This is a genomic window from Chloroflexus aurantiacus J-10-fl (genome assembly GCF_000018865.1).
Lineage (GTDB): Bacteria > Chloroflexota > Chloroflexia > Chloroflexales > Chloroflexaceae > Chloroflexus > Chloroflexus aurantiacus.
This window is the reverse complement of sequence record NC_010175.1, coordinates 1,231,098-1,255,280: the sequence shown is the minus strand read 5'-3', so window position 1 is coordinate 1,255,280 and position 24,183 is coordinate 1,231,098. Positions and strand designations below refer to the sequence as shown.

Sequence of the window (24,183 nt, the reverse complement as noted above, 5' to 3'; positions counted from 1 at the left end):
GCGCAGGGATGAGTACGACACCGTTCGTCGCATTCCATAGCTGGTGCCGCTTAGAGGAGGAGACAGTTATGCGCAAGAAGATTAGTATTATCGGGGCAGGATTTGTCGGTTCGACGACAGCTCACTGGCTGGCCGCTAAAGAATTAGGTGACATTGTTCTGCTTGATTTTGTCGAGGGTGTGCCTCAAGGCAAGGCTCTCGATCTCTACGAGGCATCACCAATTGAAGGGTTTGATGTTCGGGTGACCGGCACGAACAACTACGCCGATACTGCCAACTCGGATGTCATCGTTGTTACGTCAGGTGCTCCGCGCAAGCCGGGCATGAGCCGTGAGGATTTGATCAAGGTCAACGCCGACATCACCCGTGCCTGTATCAGTCAGGCTGCCCCGCTCTCGCCGAATGCCGTGATTATCATGGTCAATAATCCTCTGGATGCGATGACCTATCTGGCGGCGGAGGTTAGTGGCTTCCCCAAAGAGCGTGTCATTGGTCAGGCCGGCGTCCTCGATGCGGCCCGCTATCGCACCTTCATTGCCATGGAGGCGGGTGTTTCGGTTGAAGATGTTCAGGCGATGCTGATGGGTGGTCACGGCGATGAGATGGTACCGCTGCCCCGGTTTTCAACCATTAGCGGTATTCCGGTGAGCGAGTTCATTGCGCCTGATCGTCTGGCTCAGATTGTTGAGCGCACCCGGAAGGGTGGTGGCGAGATTGTGAATCTGCTGAAGACCGGCAGTGCGTATTATGCTCCCGCCGCCGCCACAGCGCAGATGGTCGAAGCGGTGCTCAAAGACAAGAAGCGGGTCATGCCGGTGGCAGCCTACCTGACCGGTCAGTACGGCCTGAATGATATTTACTTTGGTGTACCGGTGATCCTCGGTGCCGGTGGAGTAGAGAAAATTCTCGAATTGCCGCTCAACGAAGAGGAGATGGCACTGCTGAACGCATCGGCGAAAGCGGTACGTGCCACCCTCGACACGCTGAAGTCTCTCTAAAAATACCAGAGCGACGGGCGTCGTAGGGGCGCCGTCGCTCTGTTCACTACGGGTAACGAGTATGACCAGTCCGGCAAAATCATCAACCGCTGCTTCTTCGTCATCGCAACGATCACTGTCTGCCTGGAGTCCGCTGGGTGGTGAGCGTTTCTATGCTGCTGCCCGCTGGGTGTTGATCATATTGCTCGGTGTCGTAACCCAATTTTTGACCAATGGCGGTTTGTGGCCTGTTACCGATGAGATTGGCCCGTTAGAGGGCATTTTCTGGCTGTACGTCGGCTTCGCGCTGGTTTTCACCGTTCTGGCCTTTTTACAGTTTGCCGCCGGTCTGGTGAGTATTTCATACCTGTTTGATATCGCATTCATTTCGCTAATGACCTTTTTCGGTGGCGAGCGGATCGTCATCTTTTTCCCCTTGTACCTGGTACCGCTTACCTATGCTGCGATCCGTCAGTCGCGCTCGGTGAGCCTCCTTTCTGGCTTATTAGCTGCGGTGGCATACATGGCTGCCTTCATCGCATGGCGGCGGCTGATCGCGCCTGAAGCGTTGATGACGTTACTCGACTACGTGGCATTGGCTTTGCGTGGAACGACGCTGGCGATTGTGCCGTGGGTGACCGGCAATCTGGCGGAGCGGCAGAGCGAGTTCAATCGGGAACGGGTGACTCAGGCTCAACGCGATGCTGAGCAGGCGCTCAGCGAAGCCCGTGCCTATCGCGATCAGATGCGTTCGTTGTACCGGGTAGCGTTGACGCTGGGCAGTACTGCCAATTATCGACAGGTGTTAGATACGCTGCTGCAAGAGAGTCAGAAAATTGTGCCGTACCGGGCCGGGATCGTTCTGCTCTCTTCGGGCCAACCGAATGAATTGTATGTCGCTTTTGGTTCAAATCTGGCCCCAGGCGATTTGAATCGGTCGTTAAAAATGGATACCGGCCTGGCTGCGGCCCTCCGTGCCAATACCGCTCAAGTTATTACATCGTTTACACAATTTCCCTCGTTGCAACAACTTGGATCGCTGCGCACCTGTAAAGCGGCTGCCTTGCTGCCGTTGCAGGCTGGTATGCGGGTGTATGGATTGTTTGTCGTTGCGACTGATCAGACGCTCACTACCGACCAGGTTGAGATGTTGATGGCGCTGGCCAATTATGCGATTGTGGCCTTGCATAACGCACAGCTCATCTATGATCTGAAAGAAGAACGCGAAAAGTTGCTCTCGCATGAAGAAGAGGTTCGCCATCAATTGGCCCGTGATCTGCACGATGGCCCGGCCCAGGCTATGGCAGTGATTACGATGAAAGCTGAGTTTATCAAGCGGCTGCTTGAACGCGACCCGGCGCAGGCGCTGGCTGAACTCGATGAGCTGAGCAGTATTGCCAAGCGTACCAATTACGAGGTGCGCACGATGCTGTTTGAATTGCGTCCGTTGATGCTGGAAACGCAGGGCTTGAAAGTTACCCTCGAACAGTACCTCGACCGCCTGCGGGCCAAAGCCGGCAATACGGCAATTGTGCTTGAAGGAACCGATATTGATAAAGTTCGCCTCGGTTCAAAAGTTGAAGGTGCGCTCTTTAATATGATCCAGGAATCGGTAACCAATGCCATCAAACATGCGAAAGCAAACCACATTTGGGTTCGCTTACGACGCTTGAACGATCAAATGCTTGAAGTGGTGATTCAAGATGATGGGGTTGGTTTTGACAAGGCGGCGGTACTTAAATCGTATGAACGGCGCGGTAGCTTTGGCCTGCTGAATATCGATGAGCGTGCCCGTCTGGTGGGTGGCCGGGCTGAGATTGATTCGACCCCTGGCAAAGGCACACAGATTACCATTTTTGTTCCGATTGAGTCGTGAATCCATATCTGAATCCACAACGCATTCGTGCTGCCCTGCGGGCGCTCAATCTGCGCCCGACCCGTGGCATGGGGCAGAACTTTCTCCTCGATGGTCAGGTACTGGCAACGATTGTGGATGAGGCGAAACTCAATGCTTCTGATGCTGTCGTCGAAGTCGGGCCGGGCCTCGGTGTGTTGACGTGGGAGCTGGTGCAGCGTGCCGGGCGGGTGATCTGTGTTGAACTGGATCGCCGGCTTGCCGACCGGCTGGCCGCTGAGTTCCGCGATCAGTCTCATCTCTATCTGATCCAGGGTGATGTTTTGAAGGTTGCGCCTTCCGATCTGCTGGCGCGGGCTGCTGCTACGCCACCGTACAAACTGGTTGCGAATATCCCATACGCCATCACCGCCCCGCTGCTGCGCCATTTTCTTGAGGCGACCACCCCACCCGACCTGAGCATCTTGCTGGTGCAGTGGGAGGTTGCCGAACGTATCTGCGCCGGCCCCGGCGATTACAGCGTCCTGGCGCACGCGGTGCAACTGTACGCCGAACCGACGATTGTGGCCCGCGTTCCGGCTGCCAGCTTTTTCCCGGCACCGGCGGTCGACTCGGCAATCCTGCGCCTCGTTCGCCGTCCGCAACTGGCGGTGGCAGTAGACGATGTGAATGCGCTGTTCCGGCTGATCAAAGCCGGGTTTCTTCATGCCCGCAAGCAGTTAGGGAATGCCCTGCCCGGTGGTCTGGCCGCACTTGGGGTAACGGTTAGCCGTGAACACGTCGTGCAGGCGCTTCACGCCGCCGGTATCGATCCGCAACGCCGTGCCGAAACGGTAACCCTGGCGGAATGGGCAAAATTGCTCGCTGTGTTGTCCGAATCGGGGGTATAGTTATAAAGAGAGACCTTTCTGATCTGATCGTGACAACAGCAGCGGAGGCACGTGTGGCTGAGCAAACAGTACCATATTTCGCAAATCTTTACCGGCACGAGTACGCAAATTTAATCACGTTCCGTAAAAACGGCCAGCCGGTGGTGACGCCGGTCTGGTTTGCGGAACGAAACGGCAAAATCTACGTGATGACGACCGCCAGTGCAGGCAAGGTCAAGCGCATCCGCAACAACCCCCAGGTCGAGATTGGCCCGTCCGACCGGGCCGGGAAGCCGCTCGGCCCAACCGTGCCGGCACGGGCACGCATCCTGCCTCCCGACGAGGCCCGCATCGCTCGGGATGCGCTTGATGATAAATACGGTCTGATGAAGGCGATGTTTGATTTCTTTATGAACATACGAGGGGTTGAACGGGCCTGGATCGAGATCGCGCCGCTGGTAGATACGGTGGTTGAATAAAAGCCCGCTTCGGTTCTGTTGTGAGATGGTTTGGGCGCTTTAGATCAGAAGCTGTACGGAGAGTCCCCCCACCCCGCCCCGCCCCCGCTGGGGGCGGGAGAAGTCCCTCACCCCTGGCCCCTCTCCCGCAGCGCGGGAGAGGGGAACACAGTGAGCGGCTTTGTGGCTTTCTAATGCACTAGATGGCGGGTTTGTTCTTGCGTTCTGTCCACTCCTCCCCCCAGCGGGGGGAGGTTGGGAGGGGGGCGGGAAATGCCTCCCCCTAGCGGCTATGCATTACCCATACCTCGCATACTGCATTGCCTGCGTGCCGAAGCGAGTCGGGGGCGTGATGACGGGCGTGCTCCCCAGCCGGGAGCTGGGAGCGCGCGCCTCCGGCGCGCATGGTGCCGGTATCAGTGCTGGAGGGAGAAGCCAGGCGCAAGCTTCCGCCCCTGGCGGCATTCACAAACGGCCAGGACAGATGAACGAACACAACGTCTACCCTATCAGGAAGCTCTGGATCACACGTCTGCCCTCCCCTCACCCGCCCCCGCTATGCATTACCCATACCTGGTATCAACCACGTGTGTACAGCAGGGATGATCGCTATGGGTGCTGTTGTGGGTGACTGGCCCGATGGCAGCGCGCCGCTCCAGCCGTGGTATCACGTGCTGAATGGGTTGCCTTACGCACGCATCATGTGCGTGTCGCGTGGTTTGGAGTGCGGCAGCCATGCTGCCGCGCCAGCCGTACACACGATCCGGCGCTTGGCACACCGTTCCCCATGCTGGTCACGGAGAAGCTGGATGTGATCGTTTCGATCATCGAGTCGGTCCGACATGAATGCGCTACCTGTGCGTAAATGTCTGGTCATACCAGGTTCGTGCCTGCGCACCAGCGGCCACGGCCAGCACCTGACGGCGGTGGCGAGGATGCCTGCACGCAGGCTGGAAGCCTGCGCCACGGAAAGCATGCGCCACGGAAAGCATGCGCCACGGGGAGCGCTTGCAGCCCGGCCTAACGCAACGCGGGAGAGGGGAGAGTAGAGGGATGAGGTCATATCTGAACACACCCAATGCACGACATACGATTCAGACATTCTCGTCTCTCGTTCACCGCATTCATTGTATGGTAGGGTGAACGGGTACAGGGTAGGGGGGCGGGTTCTAAACCCGCCCCTACAGATCCGCCCCTACGGAACCCGCCTCTACACACCACCACCAGCACACTGTGGGGCAGGCTGCCGGCCTGCGTTCAGCCATCCCCGTCAGCAGGGTTATGTACCGGCACGGGAGTCCGTTGCAATCCGCACCGGATCGCAAGCACGGCTGGCGCGGCAGCCATGCTACCGCACTCCAAACCCTGCGCCACGGGTAACTTCACCGGAAAACCGTATCCACTCCGGCGGGTGCAGCGGAAATGCCGTTCGCCGGGTCTGTGATCACTCCTGGCGTGATCGGGTGATGTCCCTCATTCACCGCCTCCCGTGGATGGTAGGGTGAACGGCACAGGCACCGTCCGTAGGTGCGGGTTGAGAACCCGCCCCTACAGAACCGCCCCTGCCGAATCCACCCCTGCGCACCACCACCAGCATGCTGTGGGGCAGGCTGCCGGTCTGAGTTCAGCCATCCTCATCATCAGGGGCACGCAGGCAACAGGCGCACGATAGCACAGCTATAACACACGTTCGCGCACCCTGCTCCACGGTTCGGCATGACGTCTCCCGCCGCCCCCCGATGCCAAACCATGGTTACAATTGCCATGCAACACGCGCTCGATTATCATTTATCATGGACGTATTGCTCGCCTCCGACTCAACACACCAATAAACATTCATGCGTATGAGAGGACATCCTGCCGGCATACTCTTCGCCTGTGCTCTACCGGTTGTACTGTTGTTCGGCGCACTCAACCCGGTTGTGGCGCAGCAGCCCGCGCCGACGACGACACCGCCGCCTGTCACTGCGGTGCCGACCGTGGCGCTGCCGACATCAACGGTGGTGTTGCCTACGTCCACTGCTGTGCTATCCACGTCCACCGCTACGCCGCCCACGCCTGAGCCGACGCTCACTGTGCCGGAGGCCATTGACCGGATCATCAGTGGCGAGAAGCCGGTTGAAACCCTCGTTACCCTGATCGCCCAGCGTCCGCCGCTGCTGATCGCCGGGCTGTTTGTGCTCGCCCTGTTCATCGCCGCTGTCGCCGCCGCTGTCAAGCCCTGGCGCGAGCGTTTCTTCCGCTGGGTTGATCGGAGGATGGGTGGCCAGCGGATTGACATTGAGGATGAAGTGCAGCGCGAAGAGGATAAGAAGGATATCGAAGCCAAGCGGCGAGAGAGACAATTCCGGGCGGCGTTGCCGACCGGCATCGCAAACTATCTTGAATGGCTCCAGGCAGAATACGGCTCCACGCAGCCGCTCGGTATTGCCACCGAGCAGGTGCAACTCAGGCTTGAAGCTGTTCACGTGCCGCTGCGGGTCGTCGAGCGCGATGCGATTGAGTCCTACCGCAGGCGTATGCGTGGTGAAGATCGGCAGATGTTAGAGAGAGTGTTGTCCGACACGGAGAACAGCAGTGGCTATGTGTTTGAGCTGCTGAGCGATCCGGATCTGCTGGCGGCACGTCGGGCGTCTTCGAGCGACCGGCGGCGACAACAGGTGAATCGCGGCACGCCAACCGATGATGCGCCTCCGCCACCTGTGACCACAACGCGCTTGTTGCTGCTCGGCGATGCGGGAAGCGGTAAAACAACGACCTTGCGCTATGCCGCACTCCGCCTTGCTGAGGCGTATCTTAAGGGTGATGCCTCACTGCTGGCAGACGCCGATACCGGTCTGCGCCTCCATCTCCGGCAGACGCCACTGCCAATCTATGTTCGGCTGACGCTCTTTGCCGCAACCATTCCACCAGATCTGCAAGAACTGTCGCCGCAAGAGCGGCAAAACTATGCCGGTGCGCCGCCCGACCTCTTCCTCAACTGGCTGGATCGCGAGATGGCGAAGTATTGTGAGATGCCGGAACGCATGCTTTCGTCACTGATCAAGAAGAACGACGGGGGTGTTCTGCTCCTACTCGATGGGCTGGATGAGGCGGGCGATGATCAGCGCCGCGCGTATCTCGCGCAGGTGATCGACAATCTCGCACACCGGTATGCGAAGTTGCGCTATGTCGTTGCAAGTCGAACCGCAGGCTATGGCGGGCGAGTCTACCTCTCCGATTTCCTTGAACGGCACCTCAGTCCGCTGAATGAGCGGGAGGCTCAAGCGCTGATCCACAAGTGGTTCGCTGCCGTTTATGCGCGCCTGGCAGAGATCGGGCGCCGTCGCCAGGACGCTGCCGCAGATCAGGCCGCCCGGCTCTGGAGTGCCATCGAGCGTAATGATCGCCTCTTAGAAATGGCGACGAACCCGCTCCTGCTGACGGTGATGGCGCTGCTCCAGTTCAATAACGTGAAGCTGCCCGACCAGCGTGCGAAGCTGTACGAGAAGCTGATCGAGCTGCTCCTCGACCTCTGGCGTAAGCAGAATGTTGCCAACGACACGCTGGTGATGAGCATTGCGCAACTGGCAACCGAGCAACGCCGTCTGGAGGCGCTTGCCCTCTCGATGCAGCAACAGGCGCAGCAGGTACGCGAGGTGACGCTCAGTCAGGCGCAGGAATGGCTCAGTCCACTCTATGTCGAACGACTGAAGATCGACCGCGAGGCTGCCGATGAGCGGGTGCGCGATCTGCTCCACCGCCTTGCCGTAGACAGCGGCATCATCCAGCGCCGCGATGACATGTACTCCTTCTCGCACTACACGTTTCAGGAGTACCTGGCGGCGCGGGCGCTCGACAGCCTCGACAACCGTGCCGGGGCACCGGATAGTGTGGCATTTCTCCTGGATCGTAGTGGCGATCCGCGCTGGCGCGAGACCCTGCTGCTGGCTGCCGGCTCCTGGAGCAATGGTCAGCAGATCGCCAAGACGGAGCGGCTTCTGCGCGGGCTGCTCGATATGCACGATCCTGAAAACCTACTGCTTGCTGCCGCCGTGTTTGTCGATATCGGGGTGGTCGAGGAGCTGACCACCCTGCGTGATGAGACCACCACCCGCCTCCGCGCCCTCGCTGCGCTCACCGATGACTGGCGGAGGGTCGCCCACCCCGATCCGGTGCTGCGCAACCGCGCCGCGACCACGCTCGACCGGCTCGATGCCGATAGCGACCGCCCCGGCCTCGACCTGACGAAGGCCGATTACTGGGCGACCCGCATCGAGCCGGGTACGTTCAGTATGGGTGATGACAATGGATGGCTCGACGAAAAGCCGCAGTTCGACTACACCATCCGCCGGCCCTACGCCCTGGCCCGCTTCCCGGTGACCAACCGCCAGTACCTGCTGTTTATCGAGGCGCTGGCCGGGCGCGGCACGCCTGAGGCCGTTGCCGCGGCGCGGAAGCTCTTGCAGTTGATGGAGATGCATAAGCAAAAGCCGGAGGATTTTCGCCCGCACTTCTGGCCAGGCGCACGTTACCGGGCCGGCGAGGGCAACCACCCGGTGGTTGGCATCACCTGGTACGCCGCCACCGCCTTCGCCTGGTGGGTCAACGAATGGCTGCACGAGATCGGTGTGCTGACGGCAGGCGAGGAGGTGCGTCTGCCCACCGAGGCCGAATGGGAGCGGGCCGCAGCCTACCCGCCGGTCCTGCCGGGTGGCAACACGCGCGCCGGACGGCGCGAGTACCCCTGGGGCGATTGGGATGAGCTTCACCCTGGCATTCCGGCCAATACATCCGAGAGCAAGATCGGCGGCACCTCGGTGGTGGGCATCTTCCCCCACGGTGCGGCGGCCTGCGGAGCCGAGGAGCTGGCCGGCAACGTCTTTGAGTGGTGCAGCACACCGCTGGTGCGTTATCCATTCTCAGGTGAGGTGGTGAGCGCAGAAAGTCTTTACACAGGGAACAAACGTACTATTAGAACATACGTGCTGCGCGGCGGCTCTTGGTACGACGGTCGTGTCAACGCCCGTTGCGCTTCCCGCCGCGACCGCTATCCCGACCGGCCTCGTCAATTGGGGTGTGCGTCTTGCCCGTCTATTCTCCTTTCCTTCGTCTTAATGTCTTTTTGACTTCTTGTCTTTTTGACATTGTAAAGTATTTTGTATGGCCTGCGGGCTGCGCTGCCGGTGCTGGGGGTGCAGGGGGGCGCAGCATCCCCCTGCCCGCGCCGCAGGCGCGGATCGCGGTATTTTTACCACAGAGACACGGCGGACATAGCGGATAGGTATAAGCCGGGTTATTACCGTGAGGCGTGACGGAGCACGTCCATAGGGACTGGCTGCGCCCCACAGCAGGCGTGCAGTTGCGCGATACGGTGCTGAGGGCAACGTCGGGCTGTTCATCCTGACGGTCAGTCGTCAGGGCCTGCTCACAGCAGACGTGGCAACGTGAGTTTTTATCACCCGGACTCACGTTATCCCACCTTGAACTCCACATAAACAGCGATCATCATGTATTACCCGCAGGTACAGGTTACAGTGTCCTGCGAAGGTTCTGAACGTATCGCCGGTACTTGACAGTTTCCGGCCTGGGGTGGTATAAGCTACCCATGACTGTTAGCAACCAAACCTGGTGCCCCGTTGCACCATTCAGGGAGAGATAGCGTGAACTATCCGAAACGCGCTTTGCTTGCGTTGTTGCCCGTGCTGGCAATGTTTCTATTGGTGGGATTGATGGCTGCCACTCCACCGGTACCGCCGCCGCCGAGTCTGAAGGTTGCTGAACTATCACCGCTCGAAACGGCAACTATCCCGCCCACTGCAACCGCAACCCCCTCACCACTGCCATCACCAACGCTCACGCCAACCCTGGCCCGCCGCGAGTTTATCGAGTCGTATGAGGCGAAGGTTGCCCCAACCAGCTTTCTCCCCGGTCGTGGCCCGGTGTTGCCGGGGGAGTTCGTCTACGCCGGACGCCGCCTCGATTTTTATGTTGGTCGCGGCACCTTTAGCGCCGACCAGGTGCGCGATCTGGCAGTGAAAGCTGAATATGCCCTGGGCTATTTGCAACGGCGGTTCGATGTTGAGCTGACAGAACGGGTCTCGGTGGGGTTTTATAATCCGGCGCTGGCACCCACCAGCGATACACGCGGGATCGCGTATACCTACGACCGCACCAATATCCGTATCTTCTACCGTCCCAATGAAGACACCTACCAGGCGCTGGTGATTCTGACCCACGAACTGGCCCATGCGTTGCAGGCCGAAGCCTACGGTCGCGAAGCCCAGGCCCAGGCCGATCTGGTGTTGCTTGAAGGGCTGGCAACCTGGATATCGGGTGAATACTGGCTCAGTCTCTACGATGCGCCGTCTTTTCAGGCCCGTGCCCGTGAACTGTACAATGCCGGGTACCGGGGCAATCTGGCGGTGTTTGCAAACAGTGCCAATTCGATGGCCGCCTACGAGATGTGGGCCGGCTTCGTTGAGTATCTGGCCCGCACCTATGGCTGGGATAAGTTTAACGAACTGTACGCTAATGGTCGCGGGCGAGCGCCCGGTTCGGCCAACTACCGCGGCATCTATGGCAAGAGTTTTCAAGAGCTGTATACCGAATGGTATGCCACGCTGCGGTGATGTCGGCGCAATAACGGACAGACATCCATCCGCTACCCAACAGGAAACCGGTATCAGCGCACGCTACTCTGTTTCAAGCGCCGATACTCTTCCGGCGATTGCCCAACCTCCTTGCGGAAGACACGACTGAAATAGCTACTACTCGAAAAGCCTACTTCCAGGGCGATATTGGTGATACTCTTGTCGCTCTCGGCAAGCAGGTGGCGGGCCTGCAAGACCCGATACCGGTTGAGATACTCTACCGGGGTGGTGCCGAGTTCCTGCCGAAAACAGTGGGTCAGGTAGTCTTCACTCATGCCAACATAATGGGCAATATCTTGCCGGGTCAGTGGATGGGTATAATGGCTATGGATATACGCCATTGCCTTTCGTACCAGCATCTGCGCCTGATCGCTCAGCCGGCGTCGGCGCTCAAGCGCGGCCTGCAAATGGGCGAGAGTTTCATCGGCGCTGAAAATGCCTTTGCTGAGGATAGTTGTGACGCCCTGGTTCAGGAGTGCCATATCTTCTTCACTCAGCATCCGACCGGTAATCACAATGACCGGGATTTCGCGTAATCGTTGATCCTCGCGCATCATTTGCAGCAGGGTAAAGCCATTCATTTCCGGCATCATTAAATCCAGCAATACCAGATCAACCGGCTGCTGTTGAAGGATGGTGAGCGCTTCACGGCCCGAACGAGCGCGTAGTACCCGATGACCGGCGCTGTATGATTGAATGATCCGGGCGTGGAGTTCAAGCGTGTCGGGGTCATCATCGACCACCAGAATGGTATGGCCTGCCGATACAGGATCACTCTTGAGCCAGTATTGATCGAGGACGCGGGCCAGATCGGCCAGTTCAACCGGCTTGGTCAGGTAGTTAAACTCAAGCACTGTACCGTGTTGTTCGGTCATCGCACAACACAACAATGGCAGATCACGAGTCGCCGAATTCGCCTTGAGCACCCGAATTGCCTGCCACCATGCCTGATCGCCTTGCACCGCGTTCAGCACTACAGCGCTATAGCTTTTGTTTAAGAGTTCACTCACCCAGGCTGCACTATCATCTATCGGGAGTGAGGTGACGGCAAAACCACGTTTCTCTAAATGATGCTGAAGCCGCTCGTCGGTACCGGTTGAGAGTAGCAGCACACGTGATCGGGTGGTAACCGGTTGCGATTTACGGCGTTGTTTGACTGTAGGGGCAGCAATCGTGGGCAGGCGAAAGAAAAAGGCCGATCCCTCACCTTCAACGCCACTTGAGTGTACGCCGATAGTGCCGCCGTGCAACGCAACCAGCCGTTTGCAGATCGCCAGCCCCAGGCCGATGCCGCTGTAACCGCGTTCAATGCTGCGCTCTGTGCGCTGGAATTCACCAAAAATGCGCGCCTGTTCTTCCGGTGATAAGCCGATCCCGGTATCGCGCACGGTGACCGTCACTGCATCGGCTTCGGTAGTCACTGTCAGACTGACACTGCCGCGATTCGTGAATTTTATCGCATTGACGACCAGATTTAAGGCGATCTGCTGCAAGCGAGTGCGATCTCCCCAAACCCACGGCCCTTCGGCGGGAATGGCGTCGTGCCAGATGAGGTGCTTGTCGGCTGCCATTTGCTGTCCAATATCAGCCACCGCACGCATCACCTGTCCCAGATCAACAACATCGCACACCAAACGCAACTGTCCGGCATCACTACTGGTCAGATCGAGCACATCACCGATCAGCCGGCTAAGATGGCGGGCATTGTCGTAGATACGCTTGAGGTCGTGCCGTACCTGTAGCGGTAAATGTTGCGTCCCCTCGGCACTCTCGCGCAACAGCAGATCGCTCATGCCAACAATCAGGTTGAGCGGTGTTTGCAATTCGTGACTCACCATCGACAGGAAGCGACTCTTGAGTTGATTTGCCTCTTCGGACAGGCGGCGCCCTTCAGTTGCCGCCCGGTAGAGGCGGGCGGCATTCAGTGCGGCACTGATCTGCTGCACAATGGTGCCGTAGAGATCGAGGCGTGAGCAGTCGAAGGTGACAAAACCGGCCTCACTATCGATCCCGGTCAGCGGAATCAGGCTGAGCTGAAATGGCTGGCCCGCTGTCAGCCATTGGGAGGGCGGAAACGAGCGACTACGGATCCGAATAACCGGTTGCTGGGGCATCGTCACCGCTCGTAAGCGACACCAGGCTACCGGATCGTCGCGATCAGCTTCAAAATAGCCAATCCAGAGTAGCGGCAGGTTTAATTCGGGCAGATGTTGGGCCAGAATGTCGTAGATGTCACTTTCAGCCAGCGCATTCAGCAAACGGGCGGTGAGGCGACCGATCCGGTTGTTGGTCTGGTGTTGGGTGTGGCGGTAATGCCAGTGCTGAACTCGCATCGCTGCACTGATGGTCATACGAGCCTCATCGAGGAGGTTCAGCGCGGCAGGGTGGAACGCCGGATCAAGCAGGCGCGGCAAGACATCACGAATGTACGAGATGGCAATCTGCCACTCGTGCGCATCATCACCGACCGATGTCACCTGCTTGAGCATCTGAGCGAGTACGGTACGGAACTGGTCAGGGCTGGCCGCCTGCACACTCTCAAGAAACGCTGTGAGCAGACGCCGGCAAAGCTGATCAATCTCTTCGGGTGTGAAGCCACGCGATTTCTGACTGAGCAGATCTCCCATTGAGCGAATCACCGCATCGCGCAGATCAGTCGTGTCTGAGATGTCGGGATGCAGGGATGTCATCTCCAGGGCATCGGCCAGCACCGCATTCTGGCTACAACCGCACGACTCACGGATGATCAAACGAGTCGGCACCTGTACCAGTTCCGGCAGGGGTACTCGTTCGCGCAAGTGATGAACCATGAGCTTCAGTGCCTGATACCCCATCTTGAACAGGGGAATCTGTACCGAGGTGAGCGCCGGTTCTGCCAGCAAGCCTTCTGGGCGGTCATCAAAGCCGATGATGGCAATATCGTCCGGCACCCGGTACCCTGCTTCCTGTAACGCCGAAATGGCTCCCAACGCCGATTCATCATTGCTTGCCAGTACTGCTGTGAATGGTACGCCTGTAGCCAGCAGTTGGCGCATTGCAGTGTAACCGCCGGTGAACACGTGACGCCCAAAGGCGATCAGGCGTTCATCAACCTCTAACCCGAACCGGGCCATGCTGCTGTGAAATGCCCGCAGTCGGTCACCGGTATCACCTTCCAGGTCGTGTTCACTACCGGCAATAAAAGCAATCTGACGATGGCCGTGTTCGATCAGGTGCTGAAGAGCGAGGTAAATCCCACCTGCATTGTTGGCAACAATGGTCGGCCCCGGCTCGCCGGAACCGACGAAGATCACCGGATGGCCGGCATCGCGAATGGCCTGCACCATCTGCGACCGCTCTGGGCGCTGCAAAGGGTTGATGATAATCAGACCGTGGGTGTTCCATGGCCCAACCGGTACAAAATTGGTACCATCAGCGATGGTGAACCATGCGGGTTGCGAGGGATCGTTGAGCTGGAGCGATGGCCCCATGCCGCACGCTAAGAGCAGATTACATTGCAGGTCTTGGGCTGCCTGTCGGATGCCGAGATAGATCGGGCTGAGGTAGCTCATGGTCAATGCTGTGCCGTAGAATTGCCAGCCGGCAATCACTCCGACAGTTGGCCAACGAGTTCGCTGCGACATTGCTCTGGTATTACGCATAGGCTTTCTGCTGGTTGGCGATTGATACTTTCTATGATACTACCATTTCTGAAGTGTGGATATTGGTCAAGAATATAATGCTGGTCGGGCAAAAGGGGGGCCGTGCCGGGCGATGTTACATACATAATCCAGGTTGCCACCTACGCTGTGAGCAGGCCACGAAAGACTACCTGCTATGATGAACAGCACGACGCTGCGCACAACATCGTGCAGCGTAACTAAACTGTACGAATCGTTTGGGTAGCAGCCAGTTCCGTAGACGCACTACGTCACGCACGTCTGGTATGCCCATCCTCCGTCTCTCTGTGCTAATATAAGGTAGCACCTTGGGTGATGATCTATCCGTGTTCATCCGCCTAACCCGCGTCCATCCGTGTTCCACCCCTCCCCCCGTCGCGCTCAACGACCCGCACCGCTGTAGTGACGTAAGGTAGTACCTTGGATTACATAATGCGCCGCTAATCACACGGCGCGATGACTATCATCGGATACAATACCGTCGGAGGATCGGGTTGTAGTAAAGGATGTCATAATGGAACTTCCCCGTCATATCGTTGACGCCGTGGTCGCGCAGGCGCTGGCCGAAGATGTTGGTGGTGGCGATCTGACCACCTTGACCGCTATTCCGGCGACAGTGCAGAGTTCCGCGCAGGTTGTGGTGCGTGAGGCCGGTGTGGTAGCCGGGCTGCCGGTCGTGATTGCCGTTTTTCGCCAGCTTGATCCTGGCGTCGCCGTGCAATGCCATGTGGCTGAAGGGGCGGCTGTTTCTGCTGGTACGACCCTGGCAACGATTACCGGTTCGGCGCGTAGTATTCTCACCGGTGAACGGGTGGCGCTCAATCTGTTGCAGCGGCTGAGCGGGATTGCCACGCTGACTGCGCAGTACGTTGCCGCAATAGCCGGCACGCAGGCGAAGATTCTCGATACCCGGAAGACAACGCCTGGGCTGCGTGCCCTGGAGAAATACGCTGTACGGGTAGGTGGTGGCTACAATCATCGGTTTGGCCTGTACGATGGGGTGATGTTGAAAGACAACCATCTGGCGATCCTGGCTGCCCAGGGGATCGATCTGGCCGGGGCGATCAGGCACGTGCGCCGGCAGCTTGGGCCAATGGTGCGGCTTGAAGTTGAAGTCGAGAGTGTGGCGGCAGCAATCGTTGCTGCCGAAGCCGGGGCCGATCTGATCTTGCTCGATAACATGCCGCCTGATCAGTTGCGGCTGGCAGTACAGGCTGTTGCTGGGCGCGCCAAAACGGAAGCCAGTGGTGGCGTGACGTTGCAGACCGTGCGCGCGATTGCCGAAACCGGTGTTGATTATATCTCGGTTGGCGCGCTGACCCATTCGGTGCGTGCGCTCGACATCGGTCTCGATATTTGATTTATGGCACACCCAGCAGGGCGACAGCGTCGATCTCGCTCCAGCTTCCATCACGCTGATCGATGGTGATACGCGCACTGACAATTCGGGTCAGGGTTTGTTCAAAGGTGATACTCTGAATAAATGGGCATTCGGGGGCCGGTGCCGGATCGGCCCGGTAGACGACGCGCGCTGTCCCCTGTTCATCAATCACTTCGACTAGCGTGATGTAGCCGGGTTGGTGATTCTGGTGAATGATCAGGCCGGTAGCAAAGACCGGATCGGCGAACGTGACCGTCAACGTCTCACGACTGCCGGGAGTTGCCGGTGCCCAGGCATTGGGGCTGTCCTGACATTCCGTGACATCAGGCGGGCCAACGGCACCGGCTGGATCATAGTCAGGTGCGTAGAAGCTGCTGGCAGTGGCTGCGCTTGCCCACTGCCGGATGATGTCACCGGTTGGGGCGGCTGCTGTCGGTGCCAGGGCCAGCGCGGTTGCCATGGCTGCCTCGTCGGTCTGCAAGCGGAAGGCTGAGATCGCGCTGTATTCGCCACTGTTATCGCTGATCCAGACCACGCCACCCGGTGCAGCAACGATCCCGTTGGGCAGACTGATCTCGCCGGGGTTGGGAATGCTGCCGGGTGTAGCCGGTGCCCCGCCACGGGCCACAATTGTGCCATCGGGAGCCAGCCGGAGAATGGTACCGGCATAGGTGGCAAGGTAGAGATAGCCGGCACGATCAAGGTCGAGAACCGGCCCCGCCAGCAGGGTTGGATCAGCCGGGTCGCCAAAGCGCGCCAGCACACTGCCATCGGGAGCCAGTTTGACAATCGCGCCGGCAAAACTCTCTGCCAGGTACAGCACACCGCTTTGATCAACCACCAGATCGGCGGGCGCCAGATCAGCCGGAAGCGTGATCCGTTCAATCAATCGACCATCAGCACTGAAACGTACAATACTGCTGACGGCCAGTCCATCGGGGCCAGGTCGGGTGTCGATTGCATAGACGCTACCATCACTCCCAACCGCAATGCGTTGCGGTGCCGATAGCCCAAACTGGTCGGGCGCATCGCCATGTCCACCCCAACGCCCGATCAGATCGCCTGTCGCGCTGAAGCGCACGATAGCATTGCGCCCGTAATCGGCGACGTAGAGATCGCCGTTTGGGCTAAGGGCGACATCGTAGGCGTCGAGCAGATCATCGGCGCCGAAAGTGGTGCGTAGCGTGCCGTCAGGTGCGAAGACCCACACACCGCGCCCACTTTCGGCAAGGTAAATCGTGCCATCGGGCGCTGCGGCCAGGCCACGGGCCGCGATAAAGCGGCTATTCGCCGGGCCGCTGCGGCCACCGAGCCGTAACACGAAGCCGGGTGGCCCTGTACGGACGATCTGCGGCTGGGCGGCCAGGGCGAGTGGGGTTGGCGTCGGGATAGCCAGCGGCAAGAGTTCAATACTTGCGAATATCTGATCGATAGTTGCTGCTTCGCGCTCCCACTGATCGCCGGCGGCCTGGGCCAGAATCCGCACGATGCGAGTGTCATCAACCAGCACCAGCAGGCGTCCGCGGCCACTGGTACCACTGACATCGGCCTGCAATCCCTGAGCGTTGCCCAGGCGGATTGGTTGTGTCGGTGCAATCGTATACCCAGACGATTGGATTGCACTGCTGGCCAGCTCGAAGACGGTTTCGGGATTGGCCGTGCCATATTGCGCCGTAAACGCCGGGACTGTTGTGGTGTCGATCAACAACAGCGGGGCGTCAATCACCGTTGCATCGAGGGCGGTTGCCGTCGCGGCAATCCGCAGCGTGTTGGCTTCTAACCGACTCTGCCAGCCTGCCGGCAGGCGTAAACGCAACCCGAATTCGGCAAAGGTTACATCCTGTTCAAGCAGGATCGGCGTTGGGGCCGGCGGAACGGGGGTGGGCGTTGGGGCCGGTGGTGCTGAACAGGCCACCATCATTCCGGTTAGCAAAATAACGGTCACGAGACGAAGAAGCATGCCGGTTCCTCTGTTGATCAGGAAGCGCGATGTCAGTTGTATCATAACCCAGGTTGCTACCTTATATCACCACAGAGGCACAGAGGACACAGAGGATGGGTACAATTCGAGTTACCACCTTTAGGCGTGACGTAGCACGTCGATGGGAACTGGCTGCTACCCACATCGTTCGTGCAGTTACGCCATCCAGTGTTGCGTGCAACGTCGTACTGTTCACCCTGGCAGCTAGTCTCCGTAGCCTGCTCACAGTAACCTGGGTTGTCATAACAAATGGGTAAATATTGCCATCGTGATCTGCCAACAAACCGTTGTGTATGCAAAGATACAGCCTTCACCTACCCGACCAGACTCCGCAGCCTGTCTCAACAATCTGCTAGCCTCATAAGTGTATTTTTCCCAGATTGATATGACAACATTGCAAGCGTATCACCCATTTCATTAACACTAAGGTTATACCTCTTCGTTATACTCAACGTAGATCGCGGTTTCCTTTGCGCTGCGCAGGAACAATCTGAAGATTCGGATCAGGAAACGCTATGAACGGTTCAGCGCTCTACAACATCGGCTTTGTGCTCGAACAGGCCCTGGGGCATGTGACTCACGCCAAAAACTTGCAGGCGAATATCAGCAATGATCCTGATGTCCGACCGCATTGGGCACTCATTCCGTTTGAGACTCATGGTCTGGCAGCGCGTATACCGCTCTACAAAAGTAACTGGACGGTACGTGCCGGTTTGCGGGCGCGCCGCTCATTGCGCCGATTGACCAGACACACGACCCTTGATGCGCTCTTTTTTCATACGCAGGTGCCGGCTGTGCTGGCCGCCGATTGGTTGCAGCGCTACCCCGGCATCGTCTCGCTCGATGCCACTCCGTTACAGTACGATCAGCTCGGCCCGTACTATCAGCATGATCCAGGCCCGCCCTGGCTGGAACGGATTAAATGGCAGCTCAACCGACGTTGCTTTCAACTGGCCCGCCATCTGGTCACCTGGAGCCAGTGGGCGAAAGATGGCCTGATCGAGGGCTACGGTGTGCCGGCAGATAAGATTACCGTCATCCCGCCCGGTGTGAATGTGCATGAATGGCAACGCCCGACGCCGCGTACCCGCCACGAGGGGCCGGTAAAAATTCTGTTTGTGGGAGCCAATCTCGAACGCAAAGGGGGGCTGCTGCTGATCGAAGCCTTCCGGGCACTGCGCCCGCTCGGTGTTGAACTGCATCTGGTGACCAAAGACCAGGTGCCGGACGAGCCGGGGGTGTTTGTCTATCACGGGATGCAGCCGAACAGTGCCCCACTGAAGGCGCTCTACCACCAGGCCGATATTTTTGCCTTGCCAACGTTCGGCGACTGTCTGCCAATGGTGCTTTCGGAAGCGGCGGCAGCCGGTTTGCCGGCGGTGACGACCCGTGTCGCGGCTATTCCCGAAATTGTCCGTGATGGTGAGACAGGCTTATTGATCCCGGCTGGCGATCTGAACGCGCTCACCGAGGCCCTGCGTCGCCTGATCACCCGTCCCGACGAGCGATTGCGGTTCGGCGAGCGGGCAACGATCCACGTGTCACGTATGTATGATGCCCGCCATAATGCCGGGCGACTGTTGGATTTGATCAAGGGTGAGGTCGATCTGGCCCGTATGCAAGAGAGGATTCCGGCGTGAATCAGGTTTTGCTTACCGTTTCAGGCATTATTCCATCTGATCTTGAACAGCAGATTGCTGCCGGTCGGCGCCCGCGCGCCGATTATCTTGAACTGGCCCGTCACTTCGGCGCCGATTTGATTGATTATCGGATTGCACGCGAGACCAGCGGGCCGGTCGGTCGTCTGTTTGAGCGCCTGGGAGGGCCGAATCTGCTGCTGGCCTGGGCCTGTTTTACCCGTCGTCATCGCTATCAGGCGATTGTCACCGACGGCGAACAGGTTGGTTTACCGCTGGCAGCCCTGCTCAAATATTTTACGCCCAACCGGCGGCCCCGCCATCTGATGATTGTCCACGTGTTGTCGGTGCCGAAGAAGATGATCTTTCTTGATCGTTTTGCTGTCCATACTCACATTGACCGTTTTATGGTCTATTCAACGTGGCAGCAGCGATTTATCACCCAACGGTGGGGCTTACCCGTTAAACGAGTGCCGTTTACCCCATTTATGGTTGACGACCGGTTTTTTCATCCCCGTCACGCACCGCCGCGCCAGACCCCACGCCCACAGATTTGCGCAGTTGGGCTGGAAAGGCGTGATTACCCGACTCTCCTGCGTGCTGTTGATGGTCTCGATGCAGACGTGGTCGTGGCTGCTGCCAGCCCGTGGTCAAAACAGAGAGATACCACCCGGAACCAGCCGATTCCACCCAATGTGCGTGTCCAGAAGTTCAGTCAATACGAATTACGCCAGCTCTACAGCGATAGCCGATTTCTGGTGATGCCGCTCGAACCGGTAGAGTTTCAGGCCGGAGTAACGGCTATTCTGGAAGCAATGGCGATGGAGCGGGCCGTTATCTGTACGGCAACACCCGGCCAGACCGATGTTGTCGTTGAGGGGGAAACCGGTCTGTACGTACCACCACGCGATCCGGATGCCTTGCGGAAAGCGATTGAACATCTCCTTGCCGAACCGGAAAAGGCAGCCCGTATGGGCCGCGCCGGGCGCCGGCGGGTTGAAGAGGAGATGAACCTCGATCATTATGCCGTGCGTCTGACCGATTTTCTCTACGATACGCTGACCGAAGTCGGTGTTGAGCCGCTGTCGGGTAAGCATAAGGAGCGACTATGATGTCGTTGATGTGGGGCTTGTTGACGGTGATCTTCTGGGTCAGCGGGATTGTGCTGGCAGGGATGGTGGCTTATCTTCTGCTGCTCACCGGAGCAGCCTTTTTCGCCCGGCGCACAACGACGCTTCGTCCGCATCCCACCACGCGCTTTGTGATCATGATACCGGCGCACAATGAAGAGCGCCTGTTGCCCGATCTGCTGACTAATCTGCAACAACTCGACTATCCGCGTGAACTCTACACTGTACACGTCGTTGCCGATAACTGTTCGGATCAGACTGCCGCAGTTGCTGCCGCGCATGGAGCCATCGTCCACGAACGATTCGATCAGACGCTGCGTGGCAAGGGGTACGCTTTGGAATGGTTGTTGCAGCAAATCTGGTTGCGCCAGGAACCGCACGATGCGGTCGTCATTCTCGATGCCGACACGGTGGTCTCGACCAATTTTCTACGGGTGATGGATGCCCGGCTGGCGCAGGGTGAACGAGTTATCCAGGCTTACTATGCGGTACGTCAACCCGAAGGCGCATGGAGTGCCGGAATCCGTGCGGTGGCCTTGATTGTCCTGCACTACCTCCGCCCTCTGGGCCGCATGGTGCTTGGTGGCTCGACCGGCCTGAAGGGCAATGGGATGGTCTTTGCCGCCGACATTCTACGGCAGCAGCGCTGGACAGCCTCGCTGACGGAAGATATTGAGTACCACATGCGGCTGATTCTGGCGGGTGAGCGCGCCATGTTTGCGCCCGATACCGTGGTATGGGCCGAGATGCCCGATAGTCTGAAGTCTGCCCAAACCCAAAATGAGCGCTGGGAGCGCGGACGGATGGAGATGGTGCGCCATTATGTGCCGCAACTGCTGCGTGAAGGGTTGCGCCGACGAAGCTTTTTGCTGATCGATGCTGCCATCGAGCAACTGATTCCACCCTTTTCGGTGGTTACCGGAGCCAGTGTATTGCTCTTGCTGATCGCCCTCGTCCTGGGTGACCCGGCAGCACTCGCGCTGGCCGGTTTTGTGTTGCTTGGTCAGGTTGTGTACATTCTCAGTGGGCTGATCCTGGTGAAGGCACCGTGGCCGGTTTACCGCTCGTTACTCTTCACCCCGCTCTTTGTAATCTGGAAGCTGTGGCTCTACATCCGGCTGCTACTCGGCATCAAACCGCGTGACTGGATTCGGACGGCCCGGAATCGGGCACCGCATTCGTGATGGTAACAGATACCTGTTTGAAACTGGAAATGACACCTGTGTCAGAAGAGCGCGGGTGTGCGACAGCCGACGCGGGACAATGGTGGCTGACCACCATGCCCGCGTCGCTTACTATAGAGGCTATGTCTTCATCACAACGTCGCGTGGTGTTATATCACATCTAATCTACTGCGTGGCACGTGATCCACGACATACCCTTTCGATACCTCCTCATCCGTCGCATCCCTCGCATGGCGATGAGAACCGACATGGAAGGGGCGGGTTCTAAACCCGCCCCATATCTGATGCCGGGCCGTGATGCACCGGATGGGGCAAGATTTGGTATGCGACCCTGATTCCCTGCGGGCATTTTCGCGTCGTCAGTATGGCCTGAATGTTCGGTGCTCGTCATAACCGCTGACAGCAGGAAGCGCATGCGCGTTGCCGCCTGAATCGCTCTGCTTTTGATCGTGCCCACACCTGACGGACGCTAGCGACGGGCGGAATGAGGCTGTTCCGGCGAGATTGTTGGCAGGCGATCCCATACCAATAAGCCAGGCTGGGCACTGAGGAGCACCCGGTCAGGCGTATACCGTACTGTAAGTCCGCCGGCACTTCCCAACACCCGCCGATTGAGATCGGGGGGGATGGCAGTAATAAAGCCCTCGTCGTCGAAAAAGAGGCGGACGCACGAAAAGGCGAAGGTCAAGTCATGGGGGCTGGCTAGCGTTACTTCAAGTTCGGAATCACCACTGACACCAACCTGTCCACCGAGATCGTTGAGCATCTGCCGTAGCGCATCAATATCGACATTGAGGCGCTGGCCTTTGCTACCGCTCAGGGTGATGGTGATATGACGACTGGTGAGTACCGAGTCGATCAAGAGCAGCTCGTAGGGTGTCTGCTCGAACAGTACTGCCGCTGCCGGATTCGAGCGATCAATAGCACGACCGGCCAATGCCCAGCCCAGTGCGTTCACATCGTAGGCTACACGCATGGCAGTGGGAAATGAGAACGAAACTGTCGCTGCACCCTGGATCGAAGTCGCCAGACTGGCGGCTGGTATGCCGAAGCCGTACAGAAACCCCCGCAGAATATGCAAGCCGAGGTCGAGGCTGATCCGGCGCGAACGCCGACCGCTGATATCGATCAATTGTGATACCGCAGGCTGCACGCTCAATGGACTGGAGTCGGTAAGGAGCGGCAACAACGAACCACGAAACACGCTCCGATTATCCCGATGAATAACGACCGACAATGGGCGAATGCGCGCATCAGGCACCCGCACGGCATTGGCTCCGAACAGGTCGTGTACCAGGGAGACCAGGGGATCATTTGGGCAGAGATGCAGAATCATAAACAACCTCGTCGGTGCAATTTCAAAAAGGGTGGTAGATCGTTACTGGAGATCGTATGCGTGACAGATGCTTTTGGGTTGGCCTGCCCAGAGGAGAGCGACTGACGGAAGGAAGCCACCTCGCTGGCAATGAGCGTTACCCGCACGCGATCCCGGTGCGACGCCAGTGGTGAGGTAGCAACACCGATGACCAGATCGATCTCATTGGCAACCACACGATGGATCTGCTCAATCGCCTGATGGACATCGATCAGACCCAGGTTACTGCCACCGATGATTGAAGCGAAGACACGGCGGGCTTTTTGTAAATTTCCTTCGAGCAAATCACATTTCAGCGCGAGCTGCATCGCACGCTGGGCAGCATCACTTCCTGTTGCACTGCCAATCCCAAGCATCGTTTGTCCGGCCTGACTGAGGGTCTGCCGCACGTGGGAAAAATCGAGCTGCATCAGTGAGGGGAGGGAGAGCTGATCGATCACACCGCTGATTGCAGCAGCTAAAATCGTATTGCTGTACGTCAGCGCAACCGATAGGGTTGTCCGCGGATCGACAAAATTCAAAATCTTTTGATTGGAAACCACAACCACAGCATCAGCCTCTTTGCTCACACTGGCAAGTCCCTGTTCGGCAATCCGGCTCCGCTGTCCCTTTTCGACCTGAAACGGCATCGTAACAAAGGCCAGGGTCAATGCTCCGAGCTGACGGGCAAGCCGGGCGACCACCGGCGCGGCACCGGTACCGGTACCACCACCCATACCGGCGACAATCACAACCAGATCGGCGCCACTCAATGCCTTCGCCAGCATTGGCTCGCTCTCGACAGTTGCGGCTGCCCCGACATCAGGCCGCCCACCCGCTCCCTTTCCGGCGGTCTGCTGTGGGCCGAGCAAGATACGGGTTGGAATAGTGGTACGCCCTGCCAGGTCTTGCAAATCGGTATTGGCAACGACCAGATCCACCTGATCGTTCTGGAGCTTCAGCGTACTGACCAGATTCCCACCACATCCGCCCAGCCCAATCAGCTTGATGTTGATCGGGGCGCGGGCGTGAAACGAAGAAGCTGTTGACTGCATATGATTCCTGT

The 24,183-nt window shown here is 58.5% G+C and carries 14 protein-coding genes; 10 read left to right on the top strand and 4 right to left on the bottom strand.

Features of this window, described 5'->3' with window-relative positions:
- The first annotated feature begins 68 nt into the window (after positions 1–68).
- The 6 genes from mdh (at position 69) to CAUR_RS04690 (ending at position 10,770) form a co-directional block, all read left to right on the top strand.
- Positions 69–998, top strand: coding sequence for a malate dehydrogenase (gene mdh / locus CAUR_RS04715; protein WP_012256789.1), 930 nt, complete (start codon positions 69–71; stop codon positions 996–998).
- Between the two features lie 61 nt (positions 999–1,059).
- Entirely contained in the window at positions 1,060–2,853 is a 1,794-nt protein-coding gene (locus CAUR_RS04710) for a GAF domain-containing sensor histidine kinase (RefSeq protein WP_012256788.1), read from the top strand.
- Positions 2,850–3,722: a 16S rRNA (adenine(1518)-N(6)/adenine(1519)-N(6))-dimethyltransferase RsmA gene (gene rsmA / locus CAUR_RS04705; RefSeq protein WP_012256787.1), complete on the top strand. Its 873-nt coding sequence runs from the start codon at positions 2,850–2,852 to the stop codon at positions 3,720–3,722. The genes CAUR_RS04710 and rsmA overlap by 4 nt, the downstream gene beginning before the upstream one ends.
- Positions 3,723–3,775: 53 nt before the next feature.
- A complete protein-coding gene (locus CAUR_RS04700) occupies positions 3,776–4,180 on the top strand; it encodes a PPOX class F420-dependent oxidoreductase (RefSeq protein ID WP_012660557.1) in 405 nt (134 codons plus the stop codon).
- Between the two features lie 1,823 nt (positions 4,181–6,003).
- On the top strand, positions 6,004–9,267 hold the full coding sequence (locus tag CAUR_RS04695; RefSeq protein ID WP_242605067.1) for an NACHT domain-containing protein: 3,264 nt from the start codon (positions 6,004–6,006) through the stop codon (positions 9,265–9,267).
- Between the two features lie 534 nt (positions 9,268–9,801).
- Entirely contained in the window at positions 9,802–10,770 is a 969-nt protein-coding gene (locus CAUR_RS04690) for a hypothetical protein (protein WP_012660554.1), read from the top strand.
- Positions 10,771–10,823: 53 nt separating this feature from the next.
- On the opposite strand, the gene CAUR_RS04685 is transcribed toward CAUR_RS04690, so the two are convergent.
- On the bottom strand, positions 10,824–14,432 hold the full coding sequence (locus CAUR_RS04685; protein WP_012256783.1) for a substrate-binding domain-containing protein: 3,609 nt from the start codon (positions 14,430–14,432) through the stop codon (positions 10,824–10,826).
- Between the two features lie 532 nt (positions 14,433–14,964).
- On the opposite strand from CAUR_RS04685, the gene nadC reads away from it, so the two are divergent.
- Positions 14,965–15,810: a carboxylating nicotinate-nucleotide diphosphorylase gene (gene nadC, locus CAUR_RS04680; protein WP_012256782.1), complete on the top strand. Its 846-nt coding sequence runs from the start codon at positions 14,965–14,967 to the stop codon at positions 15,808–15,810.
- A 1-nt stretch (position 15,811) separates the two neighbouring features.
- On the opposite strand, the gene CAUR_RS04675 is transcribed toward nadC, so the two are convergent.
- Entirely contained in the window at positions 15,812–17,791 is a 1,980-nt protein-coding gene (locus tag CAUR_RS04675) for an NHL repeat-containing protein (protein ID WP_012256781.1), read from the bottom strand.
- 536 nt (positions 17,792–18,327) lie between these two features.
- Between CAUR_RS04675 and CAUR_RS04670 the strand changes: the two genes are divergently transcribed.
- The 3 genes from CAUR_RS04670 to CAUR_RS04660 are packed head-to-tail and all read left to right on the top strand — an operon-like array spanning position 18,328 to position 21,763.
- Positions 18,328–19,452, top strand: a complete 1,125-nt coding sequence (locus CAUR_RS04670) for a glycosyltransferase family 4 protein (RefSeq protein WP_012256780.1) — start codon at positions 18,328–18,330, stop codon at positions 19,450–19,452.
- Positions 19,449–20,561: a glycosyltransferase family 4 protein gene (locus CAUR_RS04665; protein ID WP_012256779.1), complete on the top strand. Its 1,113-nt coding sequence runs from the start codon at positions 19,449–19,451 to the stop codon at positions 20,559–20,561. Before CAUR_RS04670 ends, CAUR_RS04665 begins: the two co-directional genes overlap by 4 nt.
- A complete protein-coding gene (locus CAUR_RS04660) occupies positions 20,558–21,763 on the top strand; it encodes a glycosyltransferase family 2 protein (RefSeq protein WP_012256778.1) in 1,206 nt (401 codons plus the stop codon). The genes CAUR_RS04665 and CAUR_RS04660 overlap by 4 nt, the downstream gene beginning before the upstream one ends.
- Positions 21,764–22,232: 469 nt before the next feature.
- Here CAUR_RS04660 and CAUR_RS04655 read toward each other — a convergent pair whose 3' ends face one another.
- Complete coding sequence (locus CAUR_RS04655; protein WP_012256777.1) at positions 22,233–23,099, bottom strand: gasdermin; 867 nt, start codon at positions 23,097–23,099, stop codon at positions 22,233–22,235.
- On the bottom strand, positions 23,096–24,172 hold the full coding sequence (locus tag CAUR_RS04650) for a cell division protein FtsZ (RefSeq protein ID WP_012256776.1): 1,077 nt from the start codon (positions 24,170–24,172) through the stop codon (positions 23,096–23,098). Before CAUR_RS04650 ends, CAUR_RS04655 begins: the two co-directional genes overlap by 4 nt.
- Positions 24,173–24,183: the final 11 nt, after the last annotated feature.